This is a genomic window from Empedobacter sp. GD03739, from assembly GCF_029843245.1.
GTDB lineage: Bacteria > Bacteroidota > Bacteroidia > Flavobacteriales > Weeksellaceae > Empedobacter > Empedobacter falsenii_B.
Map to the genome: position 1 here is coordinate 1 of NZ_JAOCHX010000003.1, position 24,313 is coordinate 24,313.

Annotated in this window: 22 protein-coding genes and 2 tRNA genes; 10 read left to right on the top strand and 14 right to left on the bottom strand. The window is 32.0% G+C overall.

Going from position 1 to position 24,313, the window contains the following annotated elements; translation table 11 throughout:
• Positions 1-182: 182 nt before the first annotated feature.
• From N5E64_RS01625 to N5E64_RS01640, 4 genes are all read right to left on the bottom strand, one after another.
• A tRNA-Leu gene (locus N5E64_RS01625) sits at positions 183-266 on the bottom strand.
• A 23-nt stretch (positions 267-289) separates the two neighbouring features.
• Positions 290-362: transfer RNA gene (locus tag N5E64_RS01630), tRNA-Gly, on the bottom strand.
• A gap of 169 nt (positions 363-531) precedes the next feature.
• Positions 532-1,011, bottom strand: a complete 480-nt coding sequence (locus N5E64_RS01635; protein WP_280035414.1) for a DNA-deoxyinosine glycosylase — start codon at positions 1,009-1,011, stop codon at positions 532-534.
• Positions 1,012-1,085: 74 nt separating this feature from the next.
• Entirely contained in the window at positions 1,086-3,002 is a 1,917-nt protein-coding gene (locus tag N5E64_RS01640; protein WP_180905128.1) for an ABC-F family ATP-binding cassette domain-containing protein, read from the bottom strand.
• A 107-nt stretch (positions 3,003-3,109) separates the two neighbouring features.
• Here N5E64_RS01640 and N5E64_RS01645 point away from each other — a divergent pair, with 107 nt between their 5' ends.
• The gene (locus N5E64_RS01645) at positions 3,110-3,430 is read left to right on the top strand and encodes a hypothetical protein (protein WP_115002126.1); all 321 of its coding nucleotides are present in this window, start codon (positions 3,110-3,112) and stop codon (positions 3,428-3,430) included.
• Between the two features lie 18 nt (positions 3,431-3,448).
• A complete protein-coding gene (locus N5E64_RS01650) occupies positions 3,449-3,670 on the top strand; it encodes a hypothetical protein (RefSeq protein ID WP_115001689.1) in 222 nt (73 codons plus the stop codon).
• A 6-nt stretch (positions 3,671-3,676) separates the two neighbouring features.
• On the opposite strand, the gene N5E64_RS01655 is transcribed toward N5E64_RS01650, so the two are convergent.
• On the bottom strand, positions 3,677-4,138 hold the full coding sequence (locus N5E64_RS01655) for a hypothetical protein (protein ID WP_125349616.1): 462 nt from the start codon (positions 4,136-4,138) through the stop codon (positions 3,677-3,679).
• Between the two features lie 11 nt (positions 4,139-4,149).
• Positions 4,150-5,208: an FAD-dependent oxidoreductase gene (locus N5E64_RS01660; RefSeq protein WP_280035417.1), complete on the bottom strand. Its 1,059-nt coding sequence runs from the start codon at positions 5,206-5,208 to the stop codon at positions 4,150-4,152.
• A gap of 73 nt (positions 5,209-5,281) precedes the next feature.
• Between N5E64_RS01660 and N5E64_RS01665 the strand changes: the two genes are divergently transcribed.
• A complete protein-coding gene (locus N5E64_RS01665; RefSeq protein ID WP_280035419.1) occupies positions 5,282-6,334 on the top strand; it encodes an endonuclease/exonuclease/phosphatase family protein in 1,053 nt (350 codons plus the stop codon).
• 114 nt (positions 6,335-6,448) lie between these two features.
• Here the strand turns inward: N5E64_RS01665 and N5E64_RS01670 are convergent, their stop codons facing one another.
• The 8 genes from N5E64_RS01670 to N5E64_RS01705 form a co-directional block, all read right to left on the bottom strand.
• The gene (locus tag N5E64_RS01670; RefSeq protein ID WP_280035420.1) at positions 6,449-6,643 is read right to left on the bottom strand and encodes a hypothetical protein; all 195 of its coding nucleotides are present in this window, start codon (positions 6,641-6,643) and stop codon (positions 6,449-6,451) included.
• 265 nt (positions 6,644-6,908) lie between these two features.
• Positions 6,909-7,811 carry a gliding motility protein GldN gene (gldN, locus tag N5E64_RS01675; protein ID WP_257468103.1) on the bottom strand — a complete coding sequence of 301 codons (903 nt, stop codon included), beginning with the start codon at positions 7,809-7,811 and terminating at the stop codon, positions 6,909-6,911.
• Positions 7,812-7,834: 23 nt separating this feature from the next.
• A complete protein-coding gene (locus N5E64_RS01680) occupies positions 7,835-9,403 on the bottom strand; it encodes a GldM family protein (protein ID WP_219034384.1) in 1,569 nt (522 codons plus the stop codon).
• A gap of 51 nt (positions 9,404-9,454) precedes the next feature.
• Positions 9,455-10,126, bottom strand: coding sequence for a gliding motility protein GldL (gene gldL, locus N5E64_RS01685; protein WP_125349619.1), 672 nt, complete (start codon positions 10,124-10,126; stop codon positions 9,455-9,457).
• Between the two features lie 36 nt (positions 10,127-10,162).
• Positions 10,163-11,602, bottom strand: coding sequence for a gliding motility lipoprotein GldK (gene gldK, locus N5E64_RS01690; RefSeq protein WP_185144160.1), 1,440 nt, complete (start codon positions 11,600-11,602; stop codon positions 10,163-10,165).
• 108 nt (positions 11,603-11,710) lie between these two features.
• Positions 11,711-12,862: an arginase family protein gene (locus N5E64_RS01695; RefSeq protein ID WP_125349620.1), complete on the bottom strand. Its 1,152-nt coding sequence runs from the start codon at positions 12,860-12,862 to the stop codon at positions 11,711-11,713.
• A gap of 2 nt (positions 12,863-12,864) precedes the next feature.
• Positions 12,865-15,399 (bottom strand): type I DNA topoisomerase, encoded by a 2,535-nt coding sequence (gene topA, locus N5E64_RS01700; RefSeq protein ID WP_125349621.1) that lies wholly within the window; start codon positions 15,397-15,399, stop codon positions 12,865-12,867.
• An 85-nt stretch (positions 15,400-15,484) separates the two neighbouring features.
• Positions 15,485-16,279, bottom strand: coding sequence for a hypothetical protein (locus N5E64_RS01705; protein WP_125349622.1), 795 nt, complete (start codon positions 16,277-16,279; stop codon positions 15,485-15,487).
• Positions 16,280-16,401: 122 nt separating this feature from the next.
• Here N5E64_RS01705 and miaB point away from each other — a divergent pair, with 122 nt between their 5' ends.
• From miaB to N5E64_RS01740, 7 genes are all read left to right on the top strand, one after another.
• Positions 16,402-17,847 carry a tRNA (N6-isopentenyl adenosine(37)-C2)-methylthiotransferase MiaB gene (gene miaB, locus N5E64_RS01710; protein WP_125349623.1) on the top strand — a complete coding sequence of 482 codons (1,446 nt, stop codon included), beginning with the start codon at positions 16,402-16,404 and terminating at the stop codon, positions 17,845-17,847.
• A gap of 218 nt (positions 17,848-18,065) precedes the next feature.
• Positions 18,066-19,337 carry a sigma-54-dependent Fis family transcriptional regulator gene (locus N5E64_RS01715; RefSeq protein WP_125349624.1) on the top strand — a complete coding sequence of 424 codons (1,272 nt, stop codon included), beginning with the start codon at positions 18,066-18,068 and terminating at the stop codon, positions 19,335-19,337.
• A 1-nt stretch (position 19,338) separates the two neighbouring features.
• Positions 19,339-19,848 carry an LptE family protein gene (locus tag N5E64_RS01720; RefSeq protein ID WP_125349625.1) on the top strand — a complete coding sequence of 170 codons (510 nt, stop codon included), beginning with the start codon at positions 19,339-19,341 and terminating at the stop codon, positions 19,846-19,848.
• Between the two features lie 23 nt (positions 19,849-19,871).
• A complete protein-coding gene (locus N5E64_RS01725; protein WP_125349626.1) occupies positions 19,872-21,083 on the top strand; it encodes a tetratricopeptide repeat protein in 1,212 nt (403 codons plus the stop codon).
• A 4-nt stretch (positions 21,084-21,087) separates the two neighbouring features.
• A complete protein-coding gene (gene secG / locus N5E64_RS01730; RefSeq protein WP_038332909.1) occupies positions 21,088-21,438 on the top strand; it encodes a preprotein translocase subunit SecG in 351 nt (116 codons plus the stop codon).
• Positions 21,439-21,529: 91 nt separating this feature from the next.
• Complete coding sequence (locus N5E64_RS01735) at positions 21,530-21,955, top strand: hypothetical protein (RefSeq protein WP_125349627.1); 426 nt, start codon at positions 21,530-21,532, stop codon at positions 21,953-21,955.
• 2 nt (positions 21,956-21,957) lie between these two features.
• Positions 21,958-24,279 (top strand): zinc-dependent metalloprotease, encoded by a 2,322-nt coding sequence (locus N5E64_RS01740; RefSeq protein WP_125349628.1) that lies wholly within the window; start codon positions 21,958-21,960, stop codon positions 24,277-24,279.
• The last annotated feature ends 34 nt before the right edge of the window (positions 24,280-24,313 follow it).

Sequence of the window (24,313 nt, forward strand, 5' to 3'; positions counted from 1 at the left end):
TTAATCTATAATATTCTATATTATCAAATTCAAAATAATTCTTATGATTATTTGATGTACATCCAAAATTAAAAATAAGTACTAATAAGATTAAAATACTTTTATTCATATTAAAAATTTTAAATTTAACTATAAATATAAAACAAAAAAAGCCCAAGAAAATAAATTCTTGAGCTTTGTTGTACCTCAGGCGGGACTTGAACCCGCACGTCCTAATGGACACAGGATTTTAAGTCCTGCGTGTCTACCAATTCCACCACCAAGGCATCCACTTCTAAGAAAGAAGTTGAGCGGGAAACGAGACTCGAACTCGCAACATTCAGCTTGGAAGGCTGACGCTCTACCAATTGAGCTATTCCCGCGATTGTGAGTGCAAATATAGAACAGCTTTTTGAATTACAAAACTTTTAGGAAACATTTTTTTCATAATTATTTTACATCAAAAGCTAAGTTTCTCATCATAATATTTTTAAGCACTAAAATAATTTTACTTTTCTTCGATTAAATTATTTTGAACATAGAAAATTCATCTTAAATAATTGCATTTTTCCAGATTTCAAGCAATCGTTCGTAAGAAAATTGAGCATTTGCTGGACTTGTACTTGGCAAAGAAATATACTCTATGGATGTTTTTTTATCAAAATATTTCCAAAATAATTGCTCTGCTTTCTTTCCATTGAAAATTATTTTATCAATTGTAGGATATTCATTCAACAATTCATCAATCTGATTTGGCAAAACATTTTTCATATCCACATCCATGCTTCCTTTTCGTTCAGCAGAATGTGCAACATCCCAAAGCGCAAACTTATTCTGTAAAATAAGTTGTTTTCTTATTTCATAATCTTCTGAAAATTCTGTCTCAAAAATCTCAAACATCATTTTCCAAAATCGATTACGCGGATGTCCATAATATTGATTGACTTCTAACGATAAATCACCAGGTAAAGAGCCAAGAATTAATGTTTTTGGTAGTTCTGATATAATTGCAGCAAATGATTGTTTATGCATTTTGTTTTATTCTAAAAATATAATGTACAAAAAAAGTGCTACAGTTTGTAGCACTTTTTTTTCTATTTCTATCATTAGATAATTTGTTCAGAAACCTCCTCCCACTCTAACATTTTTTTGTCTAAATCATTTTTCAGATTCGAGTATTTATCTAATTCTTGTTGCGTTTGCGAACCTGCATGCAACTTATTTTCTAAATCGGCAATCTTCGTCTCTAAATCAGAAATCTCCGTTTCTATTCTTGACAATCTATTTTTAAGACGTTTTTGCTCTTTCTCTTCCTCAAAAGATAAAACTCTTTTCGCTTGTTCTATTTTAACCTCAATCGGTTTCTCTTCTTTTCGTGCAGCCAAACTATTTCCTTTCTCCACTTCACGGAAACTTCCCGCTTTTATTTGCGCCAAATAATCATCAATTCCAGAAAGATATTCTTTCACTTGACCATTACGGAAATCGAACACTTTATCTACTAAACCTTCTAAAAATTCACGGTCATGAGATACTAAAATCAAAGTTCCAGAATATTTTTGTAAAGCTTTTTTCAACAATTCTTTTGATACAATATCCAAGTGGTTCGTTGGCTCATCCATGATTAATACATTGAATGGACGTAACAATAATTTACACAACGCCAAACGATTTCGCTCACCTCCCGAAAGAACCGAAACTTTTTTCTCAACAGCATCACCACCAAACATAAATGCACCTAAATAATCGCGAACATGTTTACGAGTTTCTTCTGTTGCAGAATTTTCCGCTTCTTCTAAAACCGTTAATTTATCATTCAAAACATGTGCTTGATTTTGAGCAAAATATCCGATTTCTACATTATGTCCATGTTTTATTTTACCTGAATGCTCTTGTTCGTTGATAATCGCACGTGATAAAGTCGTTTTTCCTTGACCATTTTGACCAACAAACGCTACTTTCTCTCCACGATTTACATAAAACGAAACATGATCAAAAACTTGATGATCGCCAAAAGCAACTCCAACATCATCTAATTCGAAAATAATTTTACCTGGCTGAACAGCGTCCACAAAACGGATATTCATCTTCGTCACATCATCATTTTCAATTTCGATGCGTTCTATTTTATCTAATTTTTTGATTAATGATTGCGCCATCGAAGCTTTGTTCGCTTTTGCACGGAATTTGGAAATCAAATCTTCCGTGTGCTTAATCATTTGCTCTTGATTCTTCTGTGCTTGCTCTAATTTTTCGCGACGATCTTCACGCAATTCTAAATAACGCGTATAATTCGCTTTAAAATCAGAAATGTGGCGATTTGCAATTTCGATTGTACGATTAGTTACGTTATCCAAAAATTGACGGTCGTGCGAAACCAACACAACAGCTCCAGGATAATCTTTCAAGAAATCTTCTAACCAAACAATCGAATCGATATCCAAATGGTTGGTAGGCTCATCTAAAAGCATTACATCATGTTTTTGCAACAATAGTTTTGCCAATTCAATTCGCATTCTCCAACCTCCAGAAAATTCTTCTGTTGGGCGATGAAAATCTGAATTTTTGAATCCTAAACCAATTAAAATTTGTTCGATTTCAGCATCTTTTGTGTAACCACCTAAAAGTCCGAAACGTTCTGTTAAATGAGAAATATCTTCAATTAATTTTCCATATTCGTCCGATTCGTAATCTGTTCTTTCAGCTAATTCTTTGTTTACAAAATCAATACGTTCTTGAATTTCAACCAATTGCTCAAAAGCAGAATCCGCTTCTTGCCAAACCGTTCTTCCTTGTACAAAATCAATATCTTGCGATAAATATCCGATTGTAACGTCGCCTTCGTAAACAACTTCACCTTCTGAAGATTGCTGACTTTTGGCTAAAATTTTAAGCAAAGTAGATTTTCCTGCTCCATTTTTCCCTACCAAACCAACACGGTTTCCTTTGTTGATGCGGAACGAAACGTTTTCGAATAAATATCTACCCGCAAAATAAACTCCTAAATTTTGTACTAATAACATTTTGCAAAAATACAATGTTTTTTGTTAGATGAAAACTTATCTCAAAACTATAAGTAGTATATTGTGAAAGTGTTTTAAAAATAACAATCACCTTTCAATTAATGATTATGAGTAAAATTATTATTGTTCCTATTAATAAAGAAGCTGAATTAAAATTAGATTATGATACAGCTTCTCCAAACGAATTAATCGAAATTAGGTTAAATGAATCAGAATTTAATATTTTATGGAAGAAAGGTGTTTTTGATTTAATTAATCAAACTTGTAATTCAATAATTGACGATTATGAAGACGAAAAAATTAATAATTTAGTTTTAATTGAAAACACTTATAATCAATTGAAGAAAACATATCCTGAATGCGAAAATATTATTAATATATTTCATAAAGCATTAGAACTTAAAACAAGTATTCATTTCTATTTTTAACAATATTTAAAATCACTTATGAAGATAATATTTGATGGCTGGAATGAAGGATTTCAAAAAGTCACTTTAACACATCTACAAATTGACTTACTAAAAATATCATTAAAAGTTGCTAAAAGTAATGTTGACAAATTATTAGATGGACATTCAATAACAATTGATGTTAACGATGAACAATTAGCTTTAACTTTTATAAAAGAAGCTAAAAATATTAATGCTAATTGTAGAATTTTGCATTGATTTTTTTTAAGGTTTTAAACGATAACTCAAAAAATACAATACAAAACTGATTAAAATCGAAAAAGTTGCTGGCACAAAATAAGCCAATGCGAGATTTTTGGTTGCAATAAAATTAATTGGAAGATTGATTAATCTGAATTGAAAAACTAAAAAACACAACACTACTATAATTACAGACATTTTCCAATCGTAATTGCGTTTATGGTTGATAACTGAACATAAAATATATGCCAAAACAATACCTACAAAACTCAAAATTGTTTTCATTGTAGCTAAATGTTTCAGTTTTTCGCTGATTCCGAATTCGTCACTTTTTCTAACCAAAAAGGCAAAATTATCTTTTCCCATTGAATGAATTAATTCAATCAAATCTAATTCAACCAAAACGTAAAATTGTTGAATTCCTAAAAATAACAAAACGCTTGCTACAAGTTGAATTGCAAATATTTTTATGTCAAAATTTTTCATTCAAAATAGGTTTAAAATCGATCATAGAAACGTGCAATATTCGCTTCTTTATCAATAGGTTGATTATTTTCTAAAAAATCGTACAAATCATCCACCATCACAGGGGCCAACATTGTTCCGCGCGTTCCCATTCCATTCAAACAAATCAATTGTTGATACGTTGGATGCGCTCCAATAATCGGACGACGATCGACAACAGTTGGACGAATTGACGCATGTTGTTCCACAACTTCAAAATCATCTTTAAAAAAATTCTGAACACCTTCAACCAAATATTGTTTTGCATCCTCAGTATTTTTATAATTCACATAATCGCGATCGTAAGTTGCGCCTACAAAATATTGATTATTTTCTAAAGGCATCAAAAATTCTTTTCCTTTTACCACAGCTTCGGGTAAATTGGCTTCAGTTTTTATCTTTAAAACTTCGCCTTTTACACCAATTACAGGTAAATTTTTGAAATATGGATTGCTCAAAATATTATAACCTTCAGCAAAAATTATTTTAGTTGCTTCTATATTTTTATAGCTCGTTTGATTATCATCTAATTTTAATTCTTCGAAATCAAAAGTCTCATCAAGGAACAAATCATTTTCGACTAAATAATCTTTAAAATCAGCCAAAAGATTTGTCAAATCAACACGACCAGTATGCAAAACTTCGCCGGAACCAATCGGAGAATTGATTGAAGAAAAATCATTCAATTGTTCTGTATCTGTTGCTAAATAATCAATCAAATCTGGATGAGTTATCGCTTTTTTCAGCCACGTTTTTTTCTCTTGTTCGTCATTAAAAATTCTATAAACAGGAAAATTGTAGATATATTTTTTGTTTAATAATTGTTCAAAATCACCAAAAACTTCGCGCAATCTTTCGATTTGTTTTGTTGCATTCCAAACAATTGAAAATCGTTTTAGCACTACAGGATTAAAAATTCCAGCAGCAATCGCCGATGCTTTGTGAAAATGATTATCAATCACCACAAAAGATTTCTTTTCCTTCAACAATTTCATCGCCATACAACTCCCTGCAACACCTTGACCAACGATGATATATTCTACTTTTTTCAATTTCTAAAATTTGCTTACAAAGGTAAATAATGTTTCGGTTTTACTTATCTTTATTCTTAAAATCAACCATTTTATGCAAATATTCTATACCATAATTTCTTGCCTCATTATCCTTTCAGTCATTATTCCTTTCATCAAACATACACATTGGACGGTTAGAGTTTTTGATTATCCACGATTTCAGAAATTTGTTTTGGTAATTGCTACTTGTATTTTATTCATTGTTGTGCCTAAAACTTCAATTACAATAAGTTTATTTATTTGTTTAATTTTTACTGCGATTTATTTGCTTTGGGTCATTATTCCTTATTCTCCATTTGGTAAAAAAATGATTGAACAAGTATCCTTAAAACCAAATGAAAAACCGCTTGATTTACTTGTTTATAATGTTTTGCAAGACAATACGAAATATCAAAATTTGGTTGAATTAATTAAGAAAAGAAATCCTTATATCGTTTTTTTATTAGAAACGAACAACGAATGGATGGAACAAATAAAAGAAGCTACAAACGATTTTGAGTACAAAATAGAAGTTCCGTTAGAAAATACTTATGGATTATTGTTTTACTCTAAATTACCTATAAAATACCAAAAAATTAATTATTTAATCAGCACAGAAATCCCTTCAATTATTGCTGATATCGAATATAATAATCAAATTGTGCGTTTGTATGGTTTACATCCAACTCCGCCAGTTCCGCAAGAAAATGAAGAAAGTGCTGAACGCGATGCTGAGATTTTGATTATAGGAAAACAAGCGAAAGAATATAGAAAAGCGTGCATTGTTTTTGGAGATTTGAATGATGTTGCGTGGAGCAGAACAACACGTTTATTTTTGAAAACTTCGCAACTTTTAGATCCTCGTCGTGGTCGTGGAATGTTCAATACTTTTCATGCGCATCATTGGTTCTTACGTTGGCCTTTGGATCATTATTTTTTGAGTTCTCAATTTCGATTAATTGATATGATACGAGAACCAAATATTGGCTCAGATCATTTTCCTATCAGTATTCAAGTTGTTTTACGTAGTGATGATGATTCGGGAGAAATGAAATTGGACCATGAAGAAAAGGCAGAAGTTGAAGAAAAAATAGAGGAAGGAATTGAAAAAGGAGATGCGAATTAGATTTTAGATTTTAGATTTTAGATTTTAGATTTTAGATTTTAGATTTTAGATTTTAGAAAGTTAAATTCTTATAAATACATAAACAATAAAATCCAGTCGATGACTGGATTTTTTCTATTTTAATTCTATCATAACCATTCCAAATAATTCGCCTCTTCTTCCGTAAAGAGCTTCGATTGTTTTATCTTTTTTATACTCAAAAGATTTTAATTGACCTACAGAAATATCATTCAAATCTTTCAATTTCATCGATTCAAATTTACCTGAGTTTCTTTTTACTTGTACACTAAGCTCATCAGTGTTTATCAATAGTTTCTCTCCTTCAAAAGTATTTAATGAATTAATGTAAATACTCTCTACAAACTCTTTTAAAGTTTTTCTATCTGAGCTTTTGTCTAATTTAGTTGTTGATTTTTTAATAGAATTAGAAAGAGTTTTTGCTTGTCCAAAACTATTAATTGAAACAAATAGTGTTGTAGTAAAATAATACTTTTCATCATTATGTTTTTAATCGACCTAATTTAAATAAAAAAAACTCCAATCAAATGATTGGAGTTTTTTTATTGTATTCTGATTAGTAATTCCACATATCAGCTTCTGACTGAATAATAGAATTTCTAATTTTATGATGTTCTTCTAATTGACCTTTCGCATCATTTGGAATGTAATCATCAATCATTTTCGTTCCATACATTGTTTGAGCTTTATAAATAACAGAACTAAATCTGCGTGCATTTAACATCTCATCGTATGTAATTGCCGAATTTGAATTACTTGGATTAAATACTGTTGCATTCACCAAAACATTACGAGCATCAGGATACCAAATCCAAAATAAATCTACGTAAGCTCCGTCAGCAAATTCTGTTCCTAACGATTGCGCATCAGGCCCCATAATTGCTAAACCTAACAAACGATATTTTAATTCTCCTAAACGACGGTCGATATACCAAAGACCTTTCGTTTTTACCATTTTGATATCGTCAGATTTAATTTTATAATTAAAAATAGCAGCTTCGTCAGGAGTTTCTCCAGCAGCTTTCATATCGTAGTAATACTGCTGTGTATCTTTCTTCTCATTACGAGCCATAATTTGCTCATAACTCATTTTAGTTTGAAAGTACTCATCATCGTAAACTTCTCTAATCTTTTTGCTACGAACTCCGTCAACCAATACATCGTATAATGATTTAGAATTTTGCACTAACTCATCACCAGATCTATAATAAGGTTGATTTAGACGCTCATTCAAATCAATTACTTCCCATACAACTTTCGACCATAAAACATCTTTATCTTCGATAAAACCATATTTCATAGGATCTTGAGCCGTACTTACTGTATCTCCAGCTTCATCAACTCTTGTTTTATTTTCGCGGTCTTTTCTTAACTGTTCTGGCGAAACAGCGTTAAGAACATTTTGCGCCATTGTAAGAGTTGAGAAAAAACTCATTAAACCAAACAAAAGATACTTCATATTTTAAATTTTTACTTTTTAAATTATTGTACTTGAATTGCGATAGATGATGCTTCTCCAGTTGCTCCTGAATTTGTACGATATTTAATATCGAAAACACCAATAATATCACCTTTTTTCGCTTTCGAAATAACTCCAGCTGCTCCTGACATTTTATTTCCAGAAACACGAGCCGTTGCCTGACCAGGAACTTTAACATTGAAAGATGTTACTTCACCTGAAATTGGGAATAAGAAATCTGGCCAATCTACACGAATTGTTTGCGCTGCAATTCCATTATCTGGAATAGCTGGACTTGTATTTCCTAAAATAACACCACGTGCTGGTGGAACTGGTTTGATACGGAATGTTTCACGAACTGATAATGTTTTACCAGAACTTGCTCTTGCAGATGCCGTAAACACCACTTCGTTTCCTCCTCCAGGCGTATAATTCCATTTGTTAGCTCCCGCTCCAGAAGGACTTCCAGAAGAAGCACTTAAACTAACAGGTCCGTTTGCACCGTTAATTGTTGCTGAAATTGGATTAGATACTCCACGATAAACTACACGTAAATTATCTGCAACAATAGAACCTCCTGTTGGATCTTTTTCAATAATCTCAGCAGCTTTTTTATCTAATGTTTGTGCAACAACTTGATAAGTTGAAGGTGCTATGGCTACCGTTTTCGTTTTTCCATTCGATACGTATGTAATGTTACCTGTTAATTGATGCATACCAACTGCAGATGTATTCAGCTTAATAGATGCTTTACCATCAACAACAGTAGCAGAACCAACACTTGTAGAAACAGAACCTTTGATTGAATTATCGTAAGCTCCTAAAACTACATTAAGAACAGCTTCATCTCCGACTTTAACAACACCTGGAGATAAGAATAAACCTTGGAAAGCATCCAATTCGATTTTTTCTTCTAATTTACCAGATAATAATGCTCTCACTAAGTTACCTTCTTCTGTACGAGCATCCATTTGCATTTTCGATAAATTCGTTAAAGAAGCAACCATTGGTTGATCATAGAATTTTTCTTGCATCCAACTTTGTTTCTTCGATTTTGGAGTTGTTCCAAAAAATTCGTTGATACGAGCTTCCGCATTTTTAGCATCAGGACTTTGTTTTGCAAAAGTCATTAAGAAATTTCTGAAACCATCAATTTTGTTTGTAAACTCTTGTGCTTTCTCATTTCCTTTGTCACCTCCTTTTCCTTTAAAGAATAAAGATACAACAGGCTCTGTATTAGACAATGCATTGTAATCTGTATCTTCTGATCCAGAAATAAAATCAGCACCAGCTAATTCTTTTTTCAATCCATCGATATAAGCAACAAAATCATTTGTTTGCTTTTTAACTTCTGCAGCCTCAGCTTGAGTTTTTGCATAAGTTGGATCATCCTTCGCTTTTAGATCAATTTGACCATAGAAGGTATCGTTATTTGTTTTCGTTAAAGTCGTTGTTGACTCTAAAGAAGTATTTATCGTTTCGAAAGATCTCAACACCTCACGATCCACGTTCAAAGCCATCATTGCAATGAACACGAGATACATCAGGTTAATCATCTTCTGACGTCCGGTTAGTCTACCACCTCCTGCCATAATAATTTATAGAATTAATGAATAATTAGTTTAATTTATCGGAGCAATGTATTAGTTGTTTTTCATTGCAGAAAGCATACCTCCGTATACTTTGTTTAATGCATTAATGTTAGCAGAAAGCTCTTGCATTTCTTTCAAGAATTGCTCTGAACTACCTGAAGATTTTTGCATTTCTTCGATAAATTGTTTATTTAATTCTACTTGTTTTTGGCTATTTACAATTTGCTCAGCATATACAGCATTTAATTGGCTGATGTTAGTTGATGCTTTTGCAATTTCGTTGCTATATTGTTCTGTTGAAGCGACAGCTGATGTTGTTGTGTTTAATTCGTTAACAGCTGAACCAAATTTATCTAAAGAACCACGTAATCTTTCGAAAACTTCTTTATCTAATTTTGCATCTGCTAATACTTTGTCTAACTCAGCAGTTAAATTATTTCCTGCAGTTGCAACAGCAGCAGTTTTTCTTTGTACTGGTTCTCCATTTAATAATTCTGGATAAGCTTTTTCCCATTCATAGCTTCCTTGAGGTTTATCGAAAAATGCTGAATAAAAGAAGACGAATGCTTCAGCTACTAATCCGATTGTTAAGATTAAATTGGCTGATATTGGTCCTAAATTCGTGTGCGTAATTTTACATAATGCCCCGATAATTACTACTGCGGCAAAGAAATTATACAAAAAATTTGTAAGACGTTCTTGTTTTGAAGCTTGTACTGCCATAAGAGTGCTTTTTATTAAATTGTTTTATTAATTAGGTTATTTGGTTTTTCTAAAATTTACTTTTGATCCTTCTGGGAAAGATTGAACTGTACGGAATCCGATGAAACTTCTTGCAGAATCTTTGTGTTCCCAATCTCTTGCTGAAGTCATTAATAAATATCCAACATCTTTCCAAGATCCTCCTCTTACACTTCTATTTACTTCTCCAGACATTGTAATTGACGGATTAAGTGATGAAGACATTGTATAAGATGATCTGTTATACGGAGAACTTGTCCATTCAGCTACGTTACCAGCCATGTCATAAAGACCATATCCATTCGCACGGAATGTTTTTATAGGAGCCGTATACATGTAACCAGTTTTCTTGCCATCGTTGATTTCTAAATAATCTCCACGTTTTGGTTTGAAGTTCGCTAGATAACAACCTCTATCATCTGTTAAATAAGGACCTCCCCAAGGATAAGGTGCATTTTCTAAACCACCTTTCGCTGCGTATTCCCACTCAATTTCTGTTGGTAAACGGTAACTAATAACTTTTACTTGACTTCCTCTTTTCTTTTTATTATTCAATGCTGTGTTATGATATCTTGTGCGGAAATCACAAAAAGCTGTTGCTTGATTCCAGTTAACACCTACAACAGGATAATTTGCATAAGCTTTATGCCAAAAATAGTCTTGGTGCATTGGATCATTGTACGAATAGTTGAAATCTCTTACCCAAACTGTTGTATCAGGATAAATGTTTAAACTAAATTCTTTACGAAAATCTACACGGAAAGTACCACGTTTTTTTGCTGCAGCAGTTTGATCAACTGTCACATAAGAATAGTTTAATTTACGCGTATCAATACGTCTTTCTCCATTCATACGCTCTTCTGGAGGATAATATAATCCTTCCATAACCTCAGCATAATCTACATCTGGATATTTGTATTTATCCCACTCCAAACGCTGTTTCCAATTTAATTTCTTACCATCTAAAGATTGACCATCACGACCTGTATTACTGTTTTTAATATATTCATCATATGGCGTCCCTTGTCCATCTTGTGAACCAGAAATATATGCATAATCACCAATACCTCCTGCTCCATTATTTGGATTCATAGGGTCAAAACCTAAAGTTTCTGCCTTGTTTGCCAAAGCAGTACGAGCGATAGAATCTTTTACATAATTTACAAAATACTGATACTCAGAGTTTGTAATCTCTGTATCATCCATAAAGAAACCTGTAACAGTAACCGTTTTTACTGGAGCATCATTTGTTTTTGTAAAATCGTAATCGGTTTGTCCTAAAACAAACGATCCACTCGGAATCGGAACCATTCCTTTTGGACGAACTGGCGTCCAAGCCGAAGATGTTTTCGAAACTATTTGTCCATCATTTCTATCACTACTCCCTCTGTTCTTCAACATTTTACATGATGATAAAGAAAGAGATAGCAACAATGCACTTACCAAAATTCTATTCATTCTGTTATAGATTTATTTTTATACAGGTTTTATACTTTTAGTTCTCAATTAATAAGGCTACAAATTAAGGCAATTTATTAATTGATTTTTAAAATTGTTCTTTATTTTTTAATAAAATTTTTTGAAATATTTCCACCACCTATTCGGTATTTCTCCATTCAAGGCTTGCTCATAATCTTTTTCTGAACACGGAATAATTTCAAATTTTCGCTCTCCATCAACAGTGTTATCAACTTCTATCCACAATTGATTGGTTAATATATTTCGGTAAAAAATATAATTGTATCCTTCTGTAGGAACAAAAATTTTCTCAAAATATTGTGTATCCTCAAAACTTTTTATCTCTGGACGGTGATTTTTTCCATCAATAAAATACCAAATCATCTGCGAAATTAATAGATGATCTAATTTTTTATAATTTTCGATATAATCACAAACGTAAAGTGAAGTCAATTTATTGCTGAAACCTAAATATCTTGTTAACGCACAAATTTCGCGTGAAGTAAATCCATTTGGCGTCATATTTTTTGAAGAAGAGAAATCCGAACCTTGTAAACTCGATAAATTAAGCAAAGCCGCATTTGCATCTCTCGAATAAGGTTCTATTTCTTTTACATTTTCAGAAATCACACCCAAACGAACAGCATCAAAATTTAACTGATCTAACAAATCTAATTTTTCTTGAGCAACAAAATACGTTTGAAAACCGATATTCGTATAATCCAATAAATTGAAAGGCTCATTCGAAATAATTTTTGTTAAATAATTATTTTCTGTTGTTTGTGCTTCATCTTTTCCTAATCGTAATTTATGATCGATTGTTAAGTAATAAACTTTATCAACAATTTCGTCATAAGCACGATATTGTTGATAACCTAAACTTGGGTTTCCACCCAAAATAACAACAACATATCCATCACGAATTAATCCGTTGGTAACTTCTCTAAAAACTTTTTCGGTTTCGGCTTTATCATCATAATAAACAACATCGCCAAAATCGTACAAATCTATCGACCAATTTCCCATTTGCAATTCGTACAATTGTGTACGAACAAGGCTAAAATCTACATCTTCGATCAAATCTTTTTGTTTCGAACGAGATTCTGTCACACCAATAATCGCAATTTTATCGTTCGATTTTTCATCGCTTTCGATAACATCTTCGCGAAATTTTATAGCTTGTCCTAACGCAAAAGAATTACAAGATTTAGCAAAATCTTGTAATTCTTCAGAAACGGGTTTTAAAAAGTCGTTGTACATTATTACTTTTTAGTCGTTGTTTTTTTAGTTGTCGTTTTCTTCGCAGTTGTCTTTTTTGCGGGCGCTTTTTTAGTCACTGCTTTCTTTTTAGGTTTCGCAGCTTCTATTAATTTTTCAACCTCAGCCAAAGTCAACGCTTCTGGATTCGTCTCTTTCGATAACTCAACTTTTATTTTTCCTTGAATCAAATTATAACGTCCCCAACGCGCTTTCTCTAATCGAATTTCCTGTTCTGACCATTCGCGAACAACACGTTCAGATTCTTTACGTTTTTTATCTTCAATCAATTCGATAATATCAGCTTGAGATAAATGATCGAAATCGTATTTTTTCGGAACATTAATAAACCATTCATTCCATTTGATAAATGGTCCAAAACGTCCTTTTCCTTTTGTTACATCATACCCTTCGTATTGTGCAATCGGTGCATCAGCTTTTAATTTTTCTTCGATTAATTCTACTGCACGATCAAATGATAAATCCATTGGATCTTCCTCTTTCGGAATCGAAATATATTTATCATCAAATTTCACATAAGGTCCAAAACGTCCAATATTCACTTCTACTTCGTGCGCTTTATACTCACCTAAAGTTTTTGGTAATTCGAACAATTTCATTGCCTCTTCTAAGGTAATATTATGAATAGATTGATGTTTTTGAAGACTTGCAAAGCGAGGTTTTTCTTCATCTTCTGCTTCACCAATCTGAATCATTGGCCCAAAACGTCCAATACGTGCATGCACTTTTTTACCCGATACAGGATCAATTCCTAATTCGCGTTCTCCAGTTGCACGATCAGCATTTTCTTGAACATCTTCTACAACATGATGAAATTTCGTATAAAATTCATCAATCATTTTTGTCCAATTCAATTTACCTTCCGCAATATCATCAAAACTATTTTCGACACGCGCTGTAAAATCGTAATCCATCACATTCGTAAAATAATCAACCAAGAAATCATTTACCACAATTCCGATATCAGTTGGCATTAATTTGCGACGATCAGCTCCAAAAATTTCTTTTTGTTGAACTTTTTTGATTTGATTATCGATTAGCGTTAAGGTATTATATTTTCGTTCTTGACCATCCAATTCCCCAACTTCCACATAGCCTCTATTCTGGATTGTAGAAATCGTTGGTGCATAAGTTGATGGACGACCTATTCCTAATTCTTCTAATTTTTTTACCAAAGATGCTTCTGTATAACGAGCCGAAGGACGAGAAAAACGTTCAGTACCGTTTATTTCATCTGCTTTCAATTGCTCATTTACTTTTACACTTGGTAATAATACTTTATCATCATCAGCATCTTCGTCGTCAAACGATTCTTGATATACTTTTAAGAAACCATCAAACACAATTACTTCTCCTTTCGCTTGGAAAATAAAGTTGTTTTTGTTGTTATCAATATCAATAATAGTTCGTTCCAATTCTGCATTTGCCATTTGAGAAGCAACTGTACGTTTCCAAATTAATTCGTACAATTTTCGCATAGAATCGTCTGCATTTATTGAATGATTTTCGAAATGCGTTGGACGAATCGCTTCGTGCGCTTCTTGTGCAGATGAATTTTTGTTTTTATATTTTCTTATCTCAACATATTTGTTTCCGTAAGCAGATTCTATCTCAGCTTTTACTGCTGTTAATGCATCATCAGACAAATTCACACTATCTGTTCTCATATATGTGATATGTCCAGATTCGTATAATTGTTGTGCGACACGCATCGTTCTTGAAACTGAAAAACCTAATTTACGAGATGCTTCTTGTTGCAAAGTTGATGTTGTAAATGGTGCTGAAGGTGTACGCTTTGCTGGTTTCTTTTGTAAATCATTTACTTTAAAATCTGCTCCAACACATGTTTCTAAGAAATCTTCGGCTTCTTTTAACGTAGAAAATTCTTTTGTTAAAACTGCTTTTAATGTTCTTCCCTCATTTGTTTCGAAAATTGCAATGAATTTATATGACGAAACTGGAACAAAATTTTGAATTTCTTTTTCACGTTCAACAATTAATCGAACAGAAACTGATTGAACACGACCTGCAGATAAGCCTGGTTTGATTTTTTTCCATAAAATTGGCGACATTTCGAAACCAACTAATCTGTCCAAAACACGACGAGCTTGTTGTGCATCAACCAAATTCTCATCAATTTGACGTGGATTTTCTACCGCACGTTGAATCGCTTTTTTTGTAATTTCATTAAAAACAATACGTTTTGTATCTTTCTTTTCTAATCCAAGAACGTGATACAAATGCCAAGAAATTGCTTCTCCTTCGCGGTCCTCATCGGATGCTAACCAAATTGTTTGGGCTTTCGAAGACAATTTTTTCAGTTTACTTACAACCTCCTTTTTATCAGGTGTTACTTCGTATATTGGCTTATAATGATTCTCGATTTCGATTCCCATTCCTTTCTTTGGTAAATCGACCACGTGACCAAAACTTGATTCCACGATAAAATCATCACCTAAAAAACCTTGAATGGTTTTAGCTTTTGCTGGGGACTCAACAATAACGAGATTTTTAGACATATTGTTTTCTTAAAAAATTTCTGCAAAATTAATAACAAAAAAATGAAGCAGCCAAAAATGATTTTCAACTGCTTCATAATTTTGTCTATTTCATGTAAGGATTATCCTTGTAAATATCTGTTCCTATTTGGTCTATTTCTGATTGTTCATTGTCTTCTGTTCCTATAACTGTTTCATATAAAACATATGTAGCAATATAAATTAGAGGCATTGCTACTAATAATCCAACTCCACAAGCAAGTACGCCTAAAATTGCAACTCCAAAACAAGCCAAACAAAAAACAAATGCTGATCCGAAGTTTTTAAATAAAATACTTACACTTGATTTTATAGCTTCCGTTGTAGTAAAACTTGTAAACAATACAAAAGGAATTGCTAGTATTGATGTAACATAGAAAATAAATCCAGGTACAATACATAATAAAATACCTATGAATCCTAAAAATTGAACAGCTAAATATGTTGTAAAAATCACACCAAATTTTCCATCTTTATAATGAACAAACAAATCTGAAAAATCAGGATTTTGATGTTTATTAAATTTTTTAGCCATTGTCAAAATACTTACTGTAATCGGTGCTAAAGCTGCTGCAACTACAATACTAACAATATTACTCACCCACGCTAAAGGAGATGATGCTTCTGCAAACACTTCATTTAAATCAGATGGATCATTAATAACCATAGTTGGTGCTGAAATGATTAATCCTAAGAAGAAATTAATCATGAAACTAATTGCGAATGTTATTACAATTGCAAGAATTGCATATAAAGCGATTCCTGAAAAAATTTCCCATGATTTTGAAAAAATATCGCCAACGTTTATATTTACTCCTCGTTGTTTAATTTCTTCTATTCTTTGTCTAATTCTATCATCCATAGTTTTATATTTTTTTAGATTTCCTCAAATCTACAAAATGTTAATAAAATGCAAAAGAAAATTTTACTGCCAATATGTCACATAGATTTATTATTTTTGCACGATAAAATATCCATTTTAGAATGCATACAGAAGAAAAACATATAGATGAAGCAAGACAAGGAGAGGCTTTGATGACTGCTCCTACTCGTAATGCAACAAAGAAATTATTCTTAGAAAGTTACGGATGTCAAATGAATTTCTCGGATAGTGAAATTGTTGCATCTATTCTAAATAACGAAGGTTATCAAACCACTCAAAAAGTTGACGAAGCAGATTTAATTCTTTTAAACACTTGTTCTATTCGTGAAAAAGCGGAACAAACAGTTCGTAAACGTTTAGGAACTTTAAACGCAATCAAAAAACAAAATCCAAGTCTTAAAATTGGCGTTTTAGGTTGTATGGCGGAACGTTTGAAACATAAATTCTTAGAAGAAGAACATTTAGTAGATATCGTTGTAGGACCAGATGCTTACCGCGATTTACCAAACTTAATCAACGATGTAGAAGATGGTCGTGATGCGGTAAACGTACAATTATCAAAAGAAGAAACATATGCCGAAATTTCTCCTGTTCGTTTAGGTGGAAATGGCGTTACAGCCTTTGTTACGATTACTCGTGGCTGTGATAACATGTGTACATTCTGTGTTGTTCCTTTTACGCGTGGTCGTGAGCGTTCTCGTGATCCACATTCTATCTTGAATGAGTGTAAAGAATTAGCAGAATCTGGTTACAAAGAAATTACACTTTTAGGTCAAAATGTCGATTCATATTTATGGTATGGTGGAGGACCAAAAAAAGATTTCAAAAATGCAACTGATATTCAGAAAGCGACTGCTGTAGATTTTGCTCAATTATTAGACATGGTTGCAACGCAGTTTCCTAACATTCGCTTACGTTTTTCAACTTCTAATCCACAAGATATGGAAGAAGGCGTATTGCAAATGATGGCGAAACACAAAAATATTTGTAAATACATTCACTTACCTGTTCAATCGGGTTCTACCACTGTCTTAGCACGTATGAATCGTCAACATACTCGTGAAGAATATTTCGAATTAATTGATAAAATTCGTCGTATCGTTCCAGATTGTGCTTTATCTCACGATATGATTGCAGGTTTCTGTGGCGAAACAGAAGAAGAACATCAAGATACATTATCGTTAATGGAATATGTGAAATATGATTTCGGTTATATGTTCGCTTATTCTGAGCGTCCAGGAACGCCAGCGCACAAAAAAATGCCTGATGATGTTTTACCAGAAGATAAAAAACGTCGTTTACAAGAAATCATCGAAATGCAACAAAAACACTCTGCAGAGCGTATGAATAGTTATGTTGGAAAAACTCATGAAGTTTTGATTGAAGGAAACTCTAAACGTGACGAAAATTTCTGGTACGGACGTAATACACAAAACGCGGTTTTAGTTTTCCCTAAAGTAGAAGGAACTAAAATAGGAGATTTTGTAAACGTAAAAGCAAATAGCTGTACAACGGCTACTTTGATTGGTGAAATGATAGAAGGATAAACAATCAATCCGTCAATTGTATACTAAAAATAAAATTCGTCAATTCGAGTGATTTTTATAAATGAAATGATTAAAAATTGTATCGAGAATAGAATTTTAATAGTTTAAAACCTTATTTTCGATACAAACTCTAAAAAATTTTACTCGAAATGACGGTTTTAATAAGACAATAATTGAAATTTGATAGATCATTTTTCAAAAACCTAAAAAATAAAAAAATGGATTCTTTACAAACTATCAAACAACGTTTTGGAATCATTGGAAATAATATAGCCTTGAATCGTGCTTTAGAAAAGGCGATTCAGGTTGCACCTACAGACATTTCTGTTCTTGTTATCGGAGAAAGTGGTGTAGGTAAAGAATTTATTCCGAAAATTATTCACAATCAATCTGCACGCAAACACAACAATTATATTGCAGTGAACTGTGGTGCGATTCCAGAAGGAACAATCGATTCTGAATTATTTGGACACGAAAAAGGTGCTTTTACAGGCGCTACACAAACACGTAAAGGTTATTTTGAAGTAGCAGATGGTGGAACTATTTTCTTAGATGAAGTTGGTGAATTGCCTTTAGCTACACAAGTGCGTTTATTGCGTATTTTAGAGTCGGGTGAATTTATGAAAGTTGGTTCTTCGGAACTTCAAAAAACAAATGTTCGTGTTGTTGCTGCAACGAATGTAAAATTGAAAGAAGCTGTTGAAAAAGGTAAATTTCGTGAAGATTTATATTATCGATTAAATACAGTTCAAATTGATATTCCTGCTTTGCGCGAGCGTAAGGAAGATATTAATTTATTGTTCCGAAAATTTGCTTCAGATTTTGCAAATAAATACAGAATGCCGCATATTGAGCTTTCTCCAGAAGCCCAAAATTATATTGCGAATTATCCTTGGCCGGGAAATGTGCGTCAATTAAGAAATTTTGCTGAACAAGTTTCTGTTGTGGAAAAAGACCGTGTGATTTCGTTAGAAAAAATCATGGAATTATTACCCAATAATTCAACAATGTTGACGGTAACAAATAAATCGAAAGATGGAAGTTCTTCTGATTTTATGGAACGTGAATTATTGTTCAAAGTTTTATTGGACATGAAAAAAGATTTGAACGATTTACGTGCTTTAACATTAGATTTAATCAAACACAAAGATGTTGAAGATTTTAATGGCAATACACAAGAATTGATTCAGCGCGTTTATCAAGATCAAAACGAACCAGAAGAAGATTTTGTGCCAAGTCAATATAATTTGGTTCCAACGAAATCTGCTCCAATTACACCAAATTATCAACAATCGCAATACGATTATTCGAACGATGTATATGATGTAAGTCCAATCGAAGAACCAGAATCTCTTTCGTTGCAAGATAATGAAAAGGAAATGATAAAATTGGCGTTGGAAAAACACAAAGGAAAACGTAAAATGGCGGCTGACGAATTGGGAATTTCTGAGCGAACATTGTACCGAAAAATCAAACAATATCATTTGTAATATGAACAAAATAAAACTATTCGTCCTTAGTATTTTTGCTATTTTTAGTTTAACAGGATGTATAAAATATTCACTTTCGGGAGCAGCAATTCAACCAGATTGGAACACAATTTATGTGGCAACTTTTCCGAATTACGCACCTCAACAAAATCCTACTTTGAGTCAAGATTTAACGATTGCGATTCAAGATATTTTTAGAAGTAGAACGAAGTTGAAGTTAAACTCAAACGAAAATTCTGACTTAATTATCGAAGGTGAAATTACGGGATACGATGTTGTTCCAGAAGCAATTCAATCGAATGATATTGCAGCAAAAAACCGTTTGACAATTTATGTAAAAGTTCGATATATCAACAATAAAGACGAATCAAAAAGTTATGACAGAACATTTTCTGCTTTCCAATTATATGACGGAAATGCGATGTTAAGCGCTGTAGAATCGTCAATTGTTCCTTTAATTATTGATGATATTCGCGACCAAGTTTTTGCGTCTATTGCGATGGATTGGTAAAAAAATAACCTTATATTTGAGCAATGACCAGAATTGAATATTTAGTAGCACATCCGTACGAAGTCGAGAAATCGGACATTCCACTTCTTAAAAAAGAGGTAGAAAAATACCCGTATTTCTACACATTGCGCGCTTTGTTACTTTATGGTTTAAAAAAGGAAAATCATCCTTCTTTTGAGGATTATTTGAACAAAACTTCAATTCACAGCAGCAATCGTGTCGATTTGTATCATTACATCAATTCGGAAACAATTCAGAAAGAAATTCAAACAAAAACTGAAACTATTTCTCCTGAAATGGTAGAAGAAAAAGTGGAAGAATTAGCTGAAAACAAAATTATTTCTGAACCTATTTTAGAAAATTCTACTTCTGAAATCATCGAAAACAATAACGAAACAGTTGAAGTTATTGATGAAATCATTGAAGAAAAAGAAGAAGAATTAAACCAAGAAATTGAAGTTGTTTCTGAAACTAATTCAGAAGAAATCAATGAAGATATTGTAGACGAAATGATCGAAAATGATACAGAAGAATCTGAATTGAGAACAGATCATGTTGTTGATATTATTTCGGATGAAGAATTGAACGAAGTTGCTGAAATCACGAATAAAGTTGTGGTAGAAAATAATTCGAAAGAAGAAAATTTAACTTCTGAGAATGATATCGAAAATGCTGTTCAACAAACTTCTGGAATTGAAATTATTGAATCTGAACCTCAGCAGGTAATTGAAACAATTGAAGATAATCAGGAAGAAGAAATTATAGAAGGATTGTCTGAAAATGCGGAGGTAATTGAAGAATCTGAACCTGAAACGATTGAAGAAAAAGTAGAAATCATTGAAAATAATTCGGATGATTCGACGTTCTCTTTTTCGGATTGGTTGAAGAAAGTTCCTTCTCAATCAAAAACTCAACAAGAGATTGAGGAAGAGCAAGAAATTGCAGAAAGAGAAATAAAATATAAGTTGATTGATGACTTTTTGGAAAAAAATCCGAAAATCGTTCCGATGAAAAAAACGGATATTACACCAGTTAACACACCATCAAATTTCGTTCAGAATACGGAAGAATATTCGGATTTGATGACCGAAACTTTGGCTCAAATTTATATTGAGCAAAAAAAATATGATAAGGCAATTAAAGCTTATAAGATATTAATTTTGAAATATCCAGAAAAAAATAGTTTATTTGCAAATCGAATTAAAGAAATTGAAAATTTAAAAAACTCTAAATAATAAAATGGGACTATTTCAGTTTTTCATGATTATTATCATGATTTTATGTGTATTATTAGTACTAATCGTATTATCTCAAAACCCTAAAGGAGGAGGATTATCTTCTACTTTCGGAGGTGGCGGAGGAAGCCAAATGTTTGGAGTTCAAAGAACGAATAAATTCTTAGACAACACAACTTGGGGATTATTTATCGCTGTAATCGTATTGATTATTGGAGCAAGTGCTTCGCATGAAAATCCAAATGCGATAAAACCAATTAAGCCAAATGTTACGGCACCAGCTAATAATTTACCAACGCAACCTGCTGCAAACGGAGCAAGTCAAAATCAATTACCAGCTCAACCAGCGAAGTAATTTTGATAAGAAAATATACAAGCCTCACAAATTGTGAGGCTTTTTTTGTTGATTGATTAATATTATCTTTAAATTTATCAAAACCTAAATTATGAAAACATTCGTTTCATTTATAACCATCTTACTTACTTTTATAAGCTGTGTTGGTCAAAAAGTATATCAGAAAATTCCAAAAGAAAATTATCAATTACTCACAACTTTTTCTGCGCAATATGAATTATCAGGAACACATTTCTTCAAAAATGAAACTGAATTAAACAACATGTATGCCACATTACCAAAAGATTACAATAAATCATTACCTCGTTTCGTTATTGATTATGAACAAAATCAAATAATTTTGATTCCTCAAAAACATATTAATTCATATAATATTGATTCTATTACTGGTAATGAAAAGATTTATAATTTACATTTAACACCTATAAAAGGAATTAATCAAACACAAGATTCTTCAAATTTATTGATGATGATTGTACCTAAATCTGTAGAGAAGATTTTAGTAAAAACTAAATAAAAATGGAAAAATATACATCTAAATATTTACTTATTTGTCTTGCATTTAGCACAAACTTATTTGCTCAACAAAACTTTTGGAAAACTACCAATGCGAAAGGAAATATTTCTAAAGAGCAATTAAATCCAAGAGCACATATACCAACTAAATCGGTTAAATTAGACTTAGCTTATGATAATTTGGTGAACTATTTAAACAATACGAATCAACAAAATTTTTTATTAAAATTTCCAACTGAGAACGGAAAGTTTAATACATATCGTATTGTAGAAACCTCAAATTTATCTCCTGAATTACAAACTAAATACCCAGATATAAAATCTTTTTCTGGATACAATACAAATGATTTGACAGAGAAAATCAATTTTAGTTTATCTCCTCAATTTGGTTTGTATGGTTTAGTTTCAAACGGCAATAAAACAGTGTTAATAGACGCTTACACCAAAAATAAAGCGTCATATATTGTGTATGATAAAAAAGATTTAGTTAATACAAATTCTTTCAAATGTGCTACAGAACCTTCTGAAAGTGCTCTTGGGATAGATAATTTGAATTTTGAAACTATTAAACAATCTTCTCGAACAGCAACTCAAAATGGAAGTTTAAGAAAATTTAGATTAGCCATTACAACAACGACTGAGTATTCAGATTTTGTAATCAAACAAGCTAATTTATCATCTGGTACAGAAGCTCAAAAGAAAGCGTCAATATTAGCTGCAGTCAATTTATCACTCACACGAATTAATGGCGTTTTAAAAAATGATGTTGGTGTTTTTTTAGAATTAATTCCAAATACTGATCAATTATTTTTTATTGATTCTGATTCTTTCCAAGACCCTAATATTAATTCTAATTCTGCAGCAAATTACAATCTTGAGGAAAATATTACTGTTACAAATAATGTTATTGGAGTTGCTAACTACGATATTGGTCATTTATTTTTTCAAGTGAATGATGATAATAATTCAAATGGATTAGCCAATACGCCAGCAGTTTGTAATGATAGAGCAAAAGCAGGAGGAGTGACTGGTACAATAGTTCCTATTGGGGATGCTTTTGATATTGATTATACTGCCCACGAAATTGGTCATCAATTAGGTGCCTACCATACACAAAACAACAATTGTAATCGTACACTTAACAGTTCTGTTGAACCTGGAAGTGGTTCTACAATTATGGCTTACACTGGTATCTGTTCACCAAACGTACAAAATCAAAGTGATGCATATTTCCATACAAAAAGTTTAGAAGAAATGGCAAAAGTGCTAAATTATGTGAATTGTGGACAATTCGTTACAACAACTAATGCTGCACCTATTATAGCTTCTAACTTGAAAACAAAATATAACATTCCAATTTCAACTGCATTTGCTTTAGAAACATTAGCCACTGACTCAAATAATGATCAATTAACATATTCTTGGGAGCAGATGAATCCTGAAGTTTCTGAAACTTCTATTAAATCACTTCCTCCTATTTCCTCTAATTCTCAAGGCCCAAATTTCAGATCATTCTCTCCACAAAAAGTTGGAATTCGCTATTTTCCTCGTTTAGAAAAAATTATTTCAAATGAATTAGTATTTCAAACAAATCTATATCTGTCAAACGTTTCAAATTACGATAAAAACAATTGGGAAGTCATTCCTTCAGTTCCTCGTACAATGAATTTCTCTGTAACAGTTCGTGACAATAATTCTGAAGTTGGATTAACCGCTCGACAAAATGTTCAGTTAAACTTTCTAAATTTTGGTCCATTCAAAGTGACTTCGCAATCAATTGCAGAAAATTGGAAACAAGATAACACTGCTACAATTACTTGGAATGTTGCAGGAACTGATGCAAACGGTATTGACACACAAAATGTAAAAATTTTATTATCGGTTGATGGAGGAAAAACATTTGATTATGTTTTAGCTGAATCAGTTCCGAACAACGGTTCTTATACATTCACAGTTCCTGCAGGATTAGGAATTACTAATAAAGCGAGAATTATGATTAAAGCTATTGATAACGTTTTCTTAGCTGTTAACTCTACTGATTTTTCTATAGAAAGTTCTTTAACTACAAATGATATAAAAGGAAAAGATTTAGGTACGATTTCTCCAAATCCTTCAAATGGAATAATCAATTTAGATTTTACAAACTCATTTACAACAGGTAAAATTACTGTGACAGATTTAGCAGGAAGAACAGTTTACTCAAACAAATTGAATTCTTCGAAATCTCAACAAGTTAATTTATCTAGTTTATCAAATGGTGTTTACATTGTTTCGATTGAAGCAGGTAACGAACAATTCACGAAAAAAGTGATTATCAAAAAATAATTATTCATAAAAATCACTTTAAATGCCAAGTTGT

Bases quoted from the DNA above. Each gene is read 5' to 3' on its own strand.
- N5E64_RS01650 (WP_115001689.1), top strand. From the start codon at position 3,449: ATGAAGATAATATTTGATGGCTGGAATGAAGGATTTCAAAAAGTCACT.
- topA (WP_125349621.1), bottom strand. From the start codon at position 15,399: ATGTCTAAAAATCTCGTTATTGTTGAGTCCCCAGCAAAAGCTAAAACC.
- N5E64_RS01735 (WP_125349627.1), top strand. From the start codon at position 21,530: ATGAAAACATTCGTTTCATTTATAACCATCTTACTTACTTTTATAAGC.
- gldK (WP_185144160.1), bottom strand. From the start codon at position 11,602: ATGAATAGAATTTTGGTAAGTGCATTGTTGCTATCTCTTTCTTTATCA.
- gldN (WP_257468103.1), bottom strand. From the start codon at position 7,811: ATGAAGTATCTTTTGTTTGGTTTAATGAGTTTTTTCTCAACTCTTACA.
- N5E64_RS01715 (WP_125349624.1), top strand. From the start codon at position 18,066: ATGGATTCTTTACAAACTATCAAACAACGTTTTGGAATCATTGGAAAT.
- N5E64_RS01640 (WP_180905128.1), bottom strand. From the start codon at position 3,002: ATGTTATTAGTACAAAATTTAGGAGTTTATTTTGCGGGTAGATATTTA.
- N5E64_RS01725 (WP_125349626.1), top strand. From the start codon at position 19,872: ATGACCAGAATTGAATATTTAGTAGCACATCCGTACGAAGTCGAGAAA.
- N5E64_RS01695 (WP_125349620.1), bottom strand. From the start codon at position 12,862: ATGTACAACGACTTTTTAAAACCCGTTTCTGAAGAATTACAAGATTTT.
- N5E64_RS01720 (WP_125349625.1), top strand. From the start codon at position 19,339: ATGAACAAAATAAAACTATTCGTCCTTAGTATTTTTGCTATTTTTAGT.
- N5E64_RS01665 (WP_280035419.1), top strand. From the start codon at position 5,282: ATGCAAATATTCTATACCATAATTTCTTGCCTCATTATCCTTTCAGTC.
- miaB (WP_125349623.1), top strand. From the start codon at position 16,402: ATGCATACAGAAGAAAAACATATAGATGAAGCAAGACAAGGAGAGGCT.
- gldL (WP_125349619.1), bottom strand. From the start codon at position 10,126: ATGGCAGTACAAGCTTCAAAACAAGAACGTCTTACAAATTTTTTGTAT.
- secG (WP_038332909.1), top strand. From the start codon at position 21,088: ATGGGACTATTTCAGTTTTTCATGATTATTATCATGATTTTATGTGTA.
- N5E64_RS01740 (WP_125349628.1), top strand. From the start codon at position 21,958: ATGGAAAAATATACATCTAAATATTTACTTATTTGTCTTGCATTTAGC.
- N5E64_RS01645 (WP_115002126.1), top strand. From the start codon at position 3,110: ATGAGTAAAATTATTATTGTTCCTATTAATAAAGAAGCTGAATTAAAA.
- N5E64_RS01655 (WP_125349616.1), bottom strand. From the start codon at position 4,138: ATGAAAAATTTTGACATAAAAATATTTGCAATTCAACTTGTAGCAAGC.
- N5E64_RS01635 (WP_280035414.1), bottom strand. From the start codon at position 1,011: ATGCATAAACAATCATTTGCTGCAATTATATCAGAACTACCAAAAACA.
- N5E64_RS01680 (WP_219034384.1), bottom strand. From the start codon at position 9,403: ATGGCAGGAGGTGGTAGACTAACCGGACGTCAGAAGATGATTAACCTG.
- N5E64_RS01705 (WP_125349622.1), bottom strand. From the start codon at position 16,279: ATGGATGATAGAATTAGACAAAGAATAGAAGAAATTAAACAACGAGGA.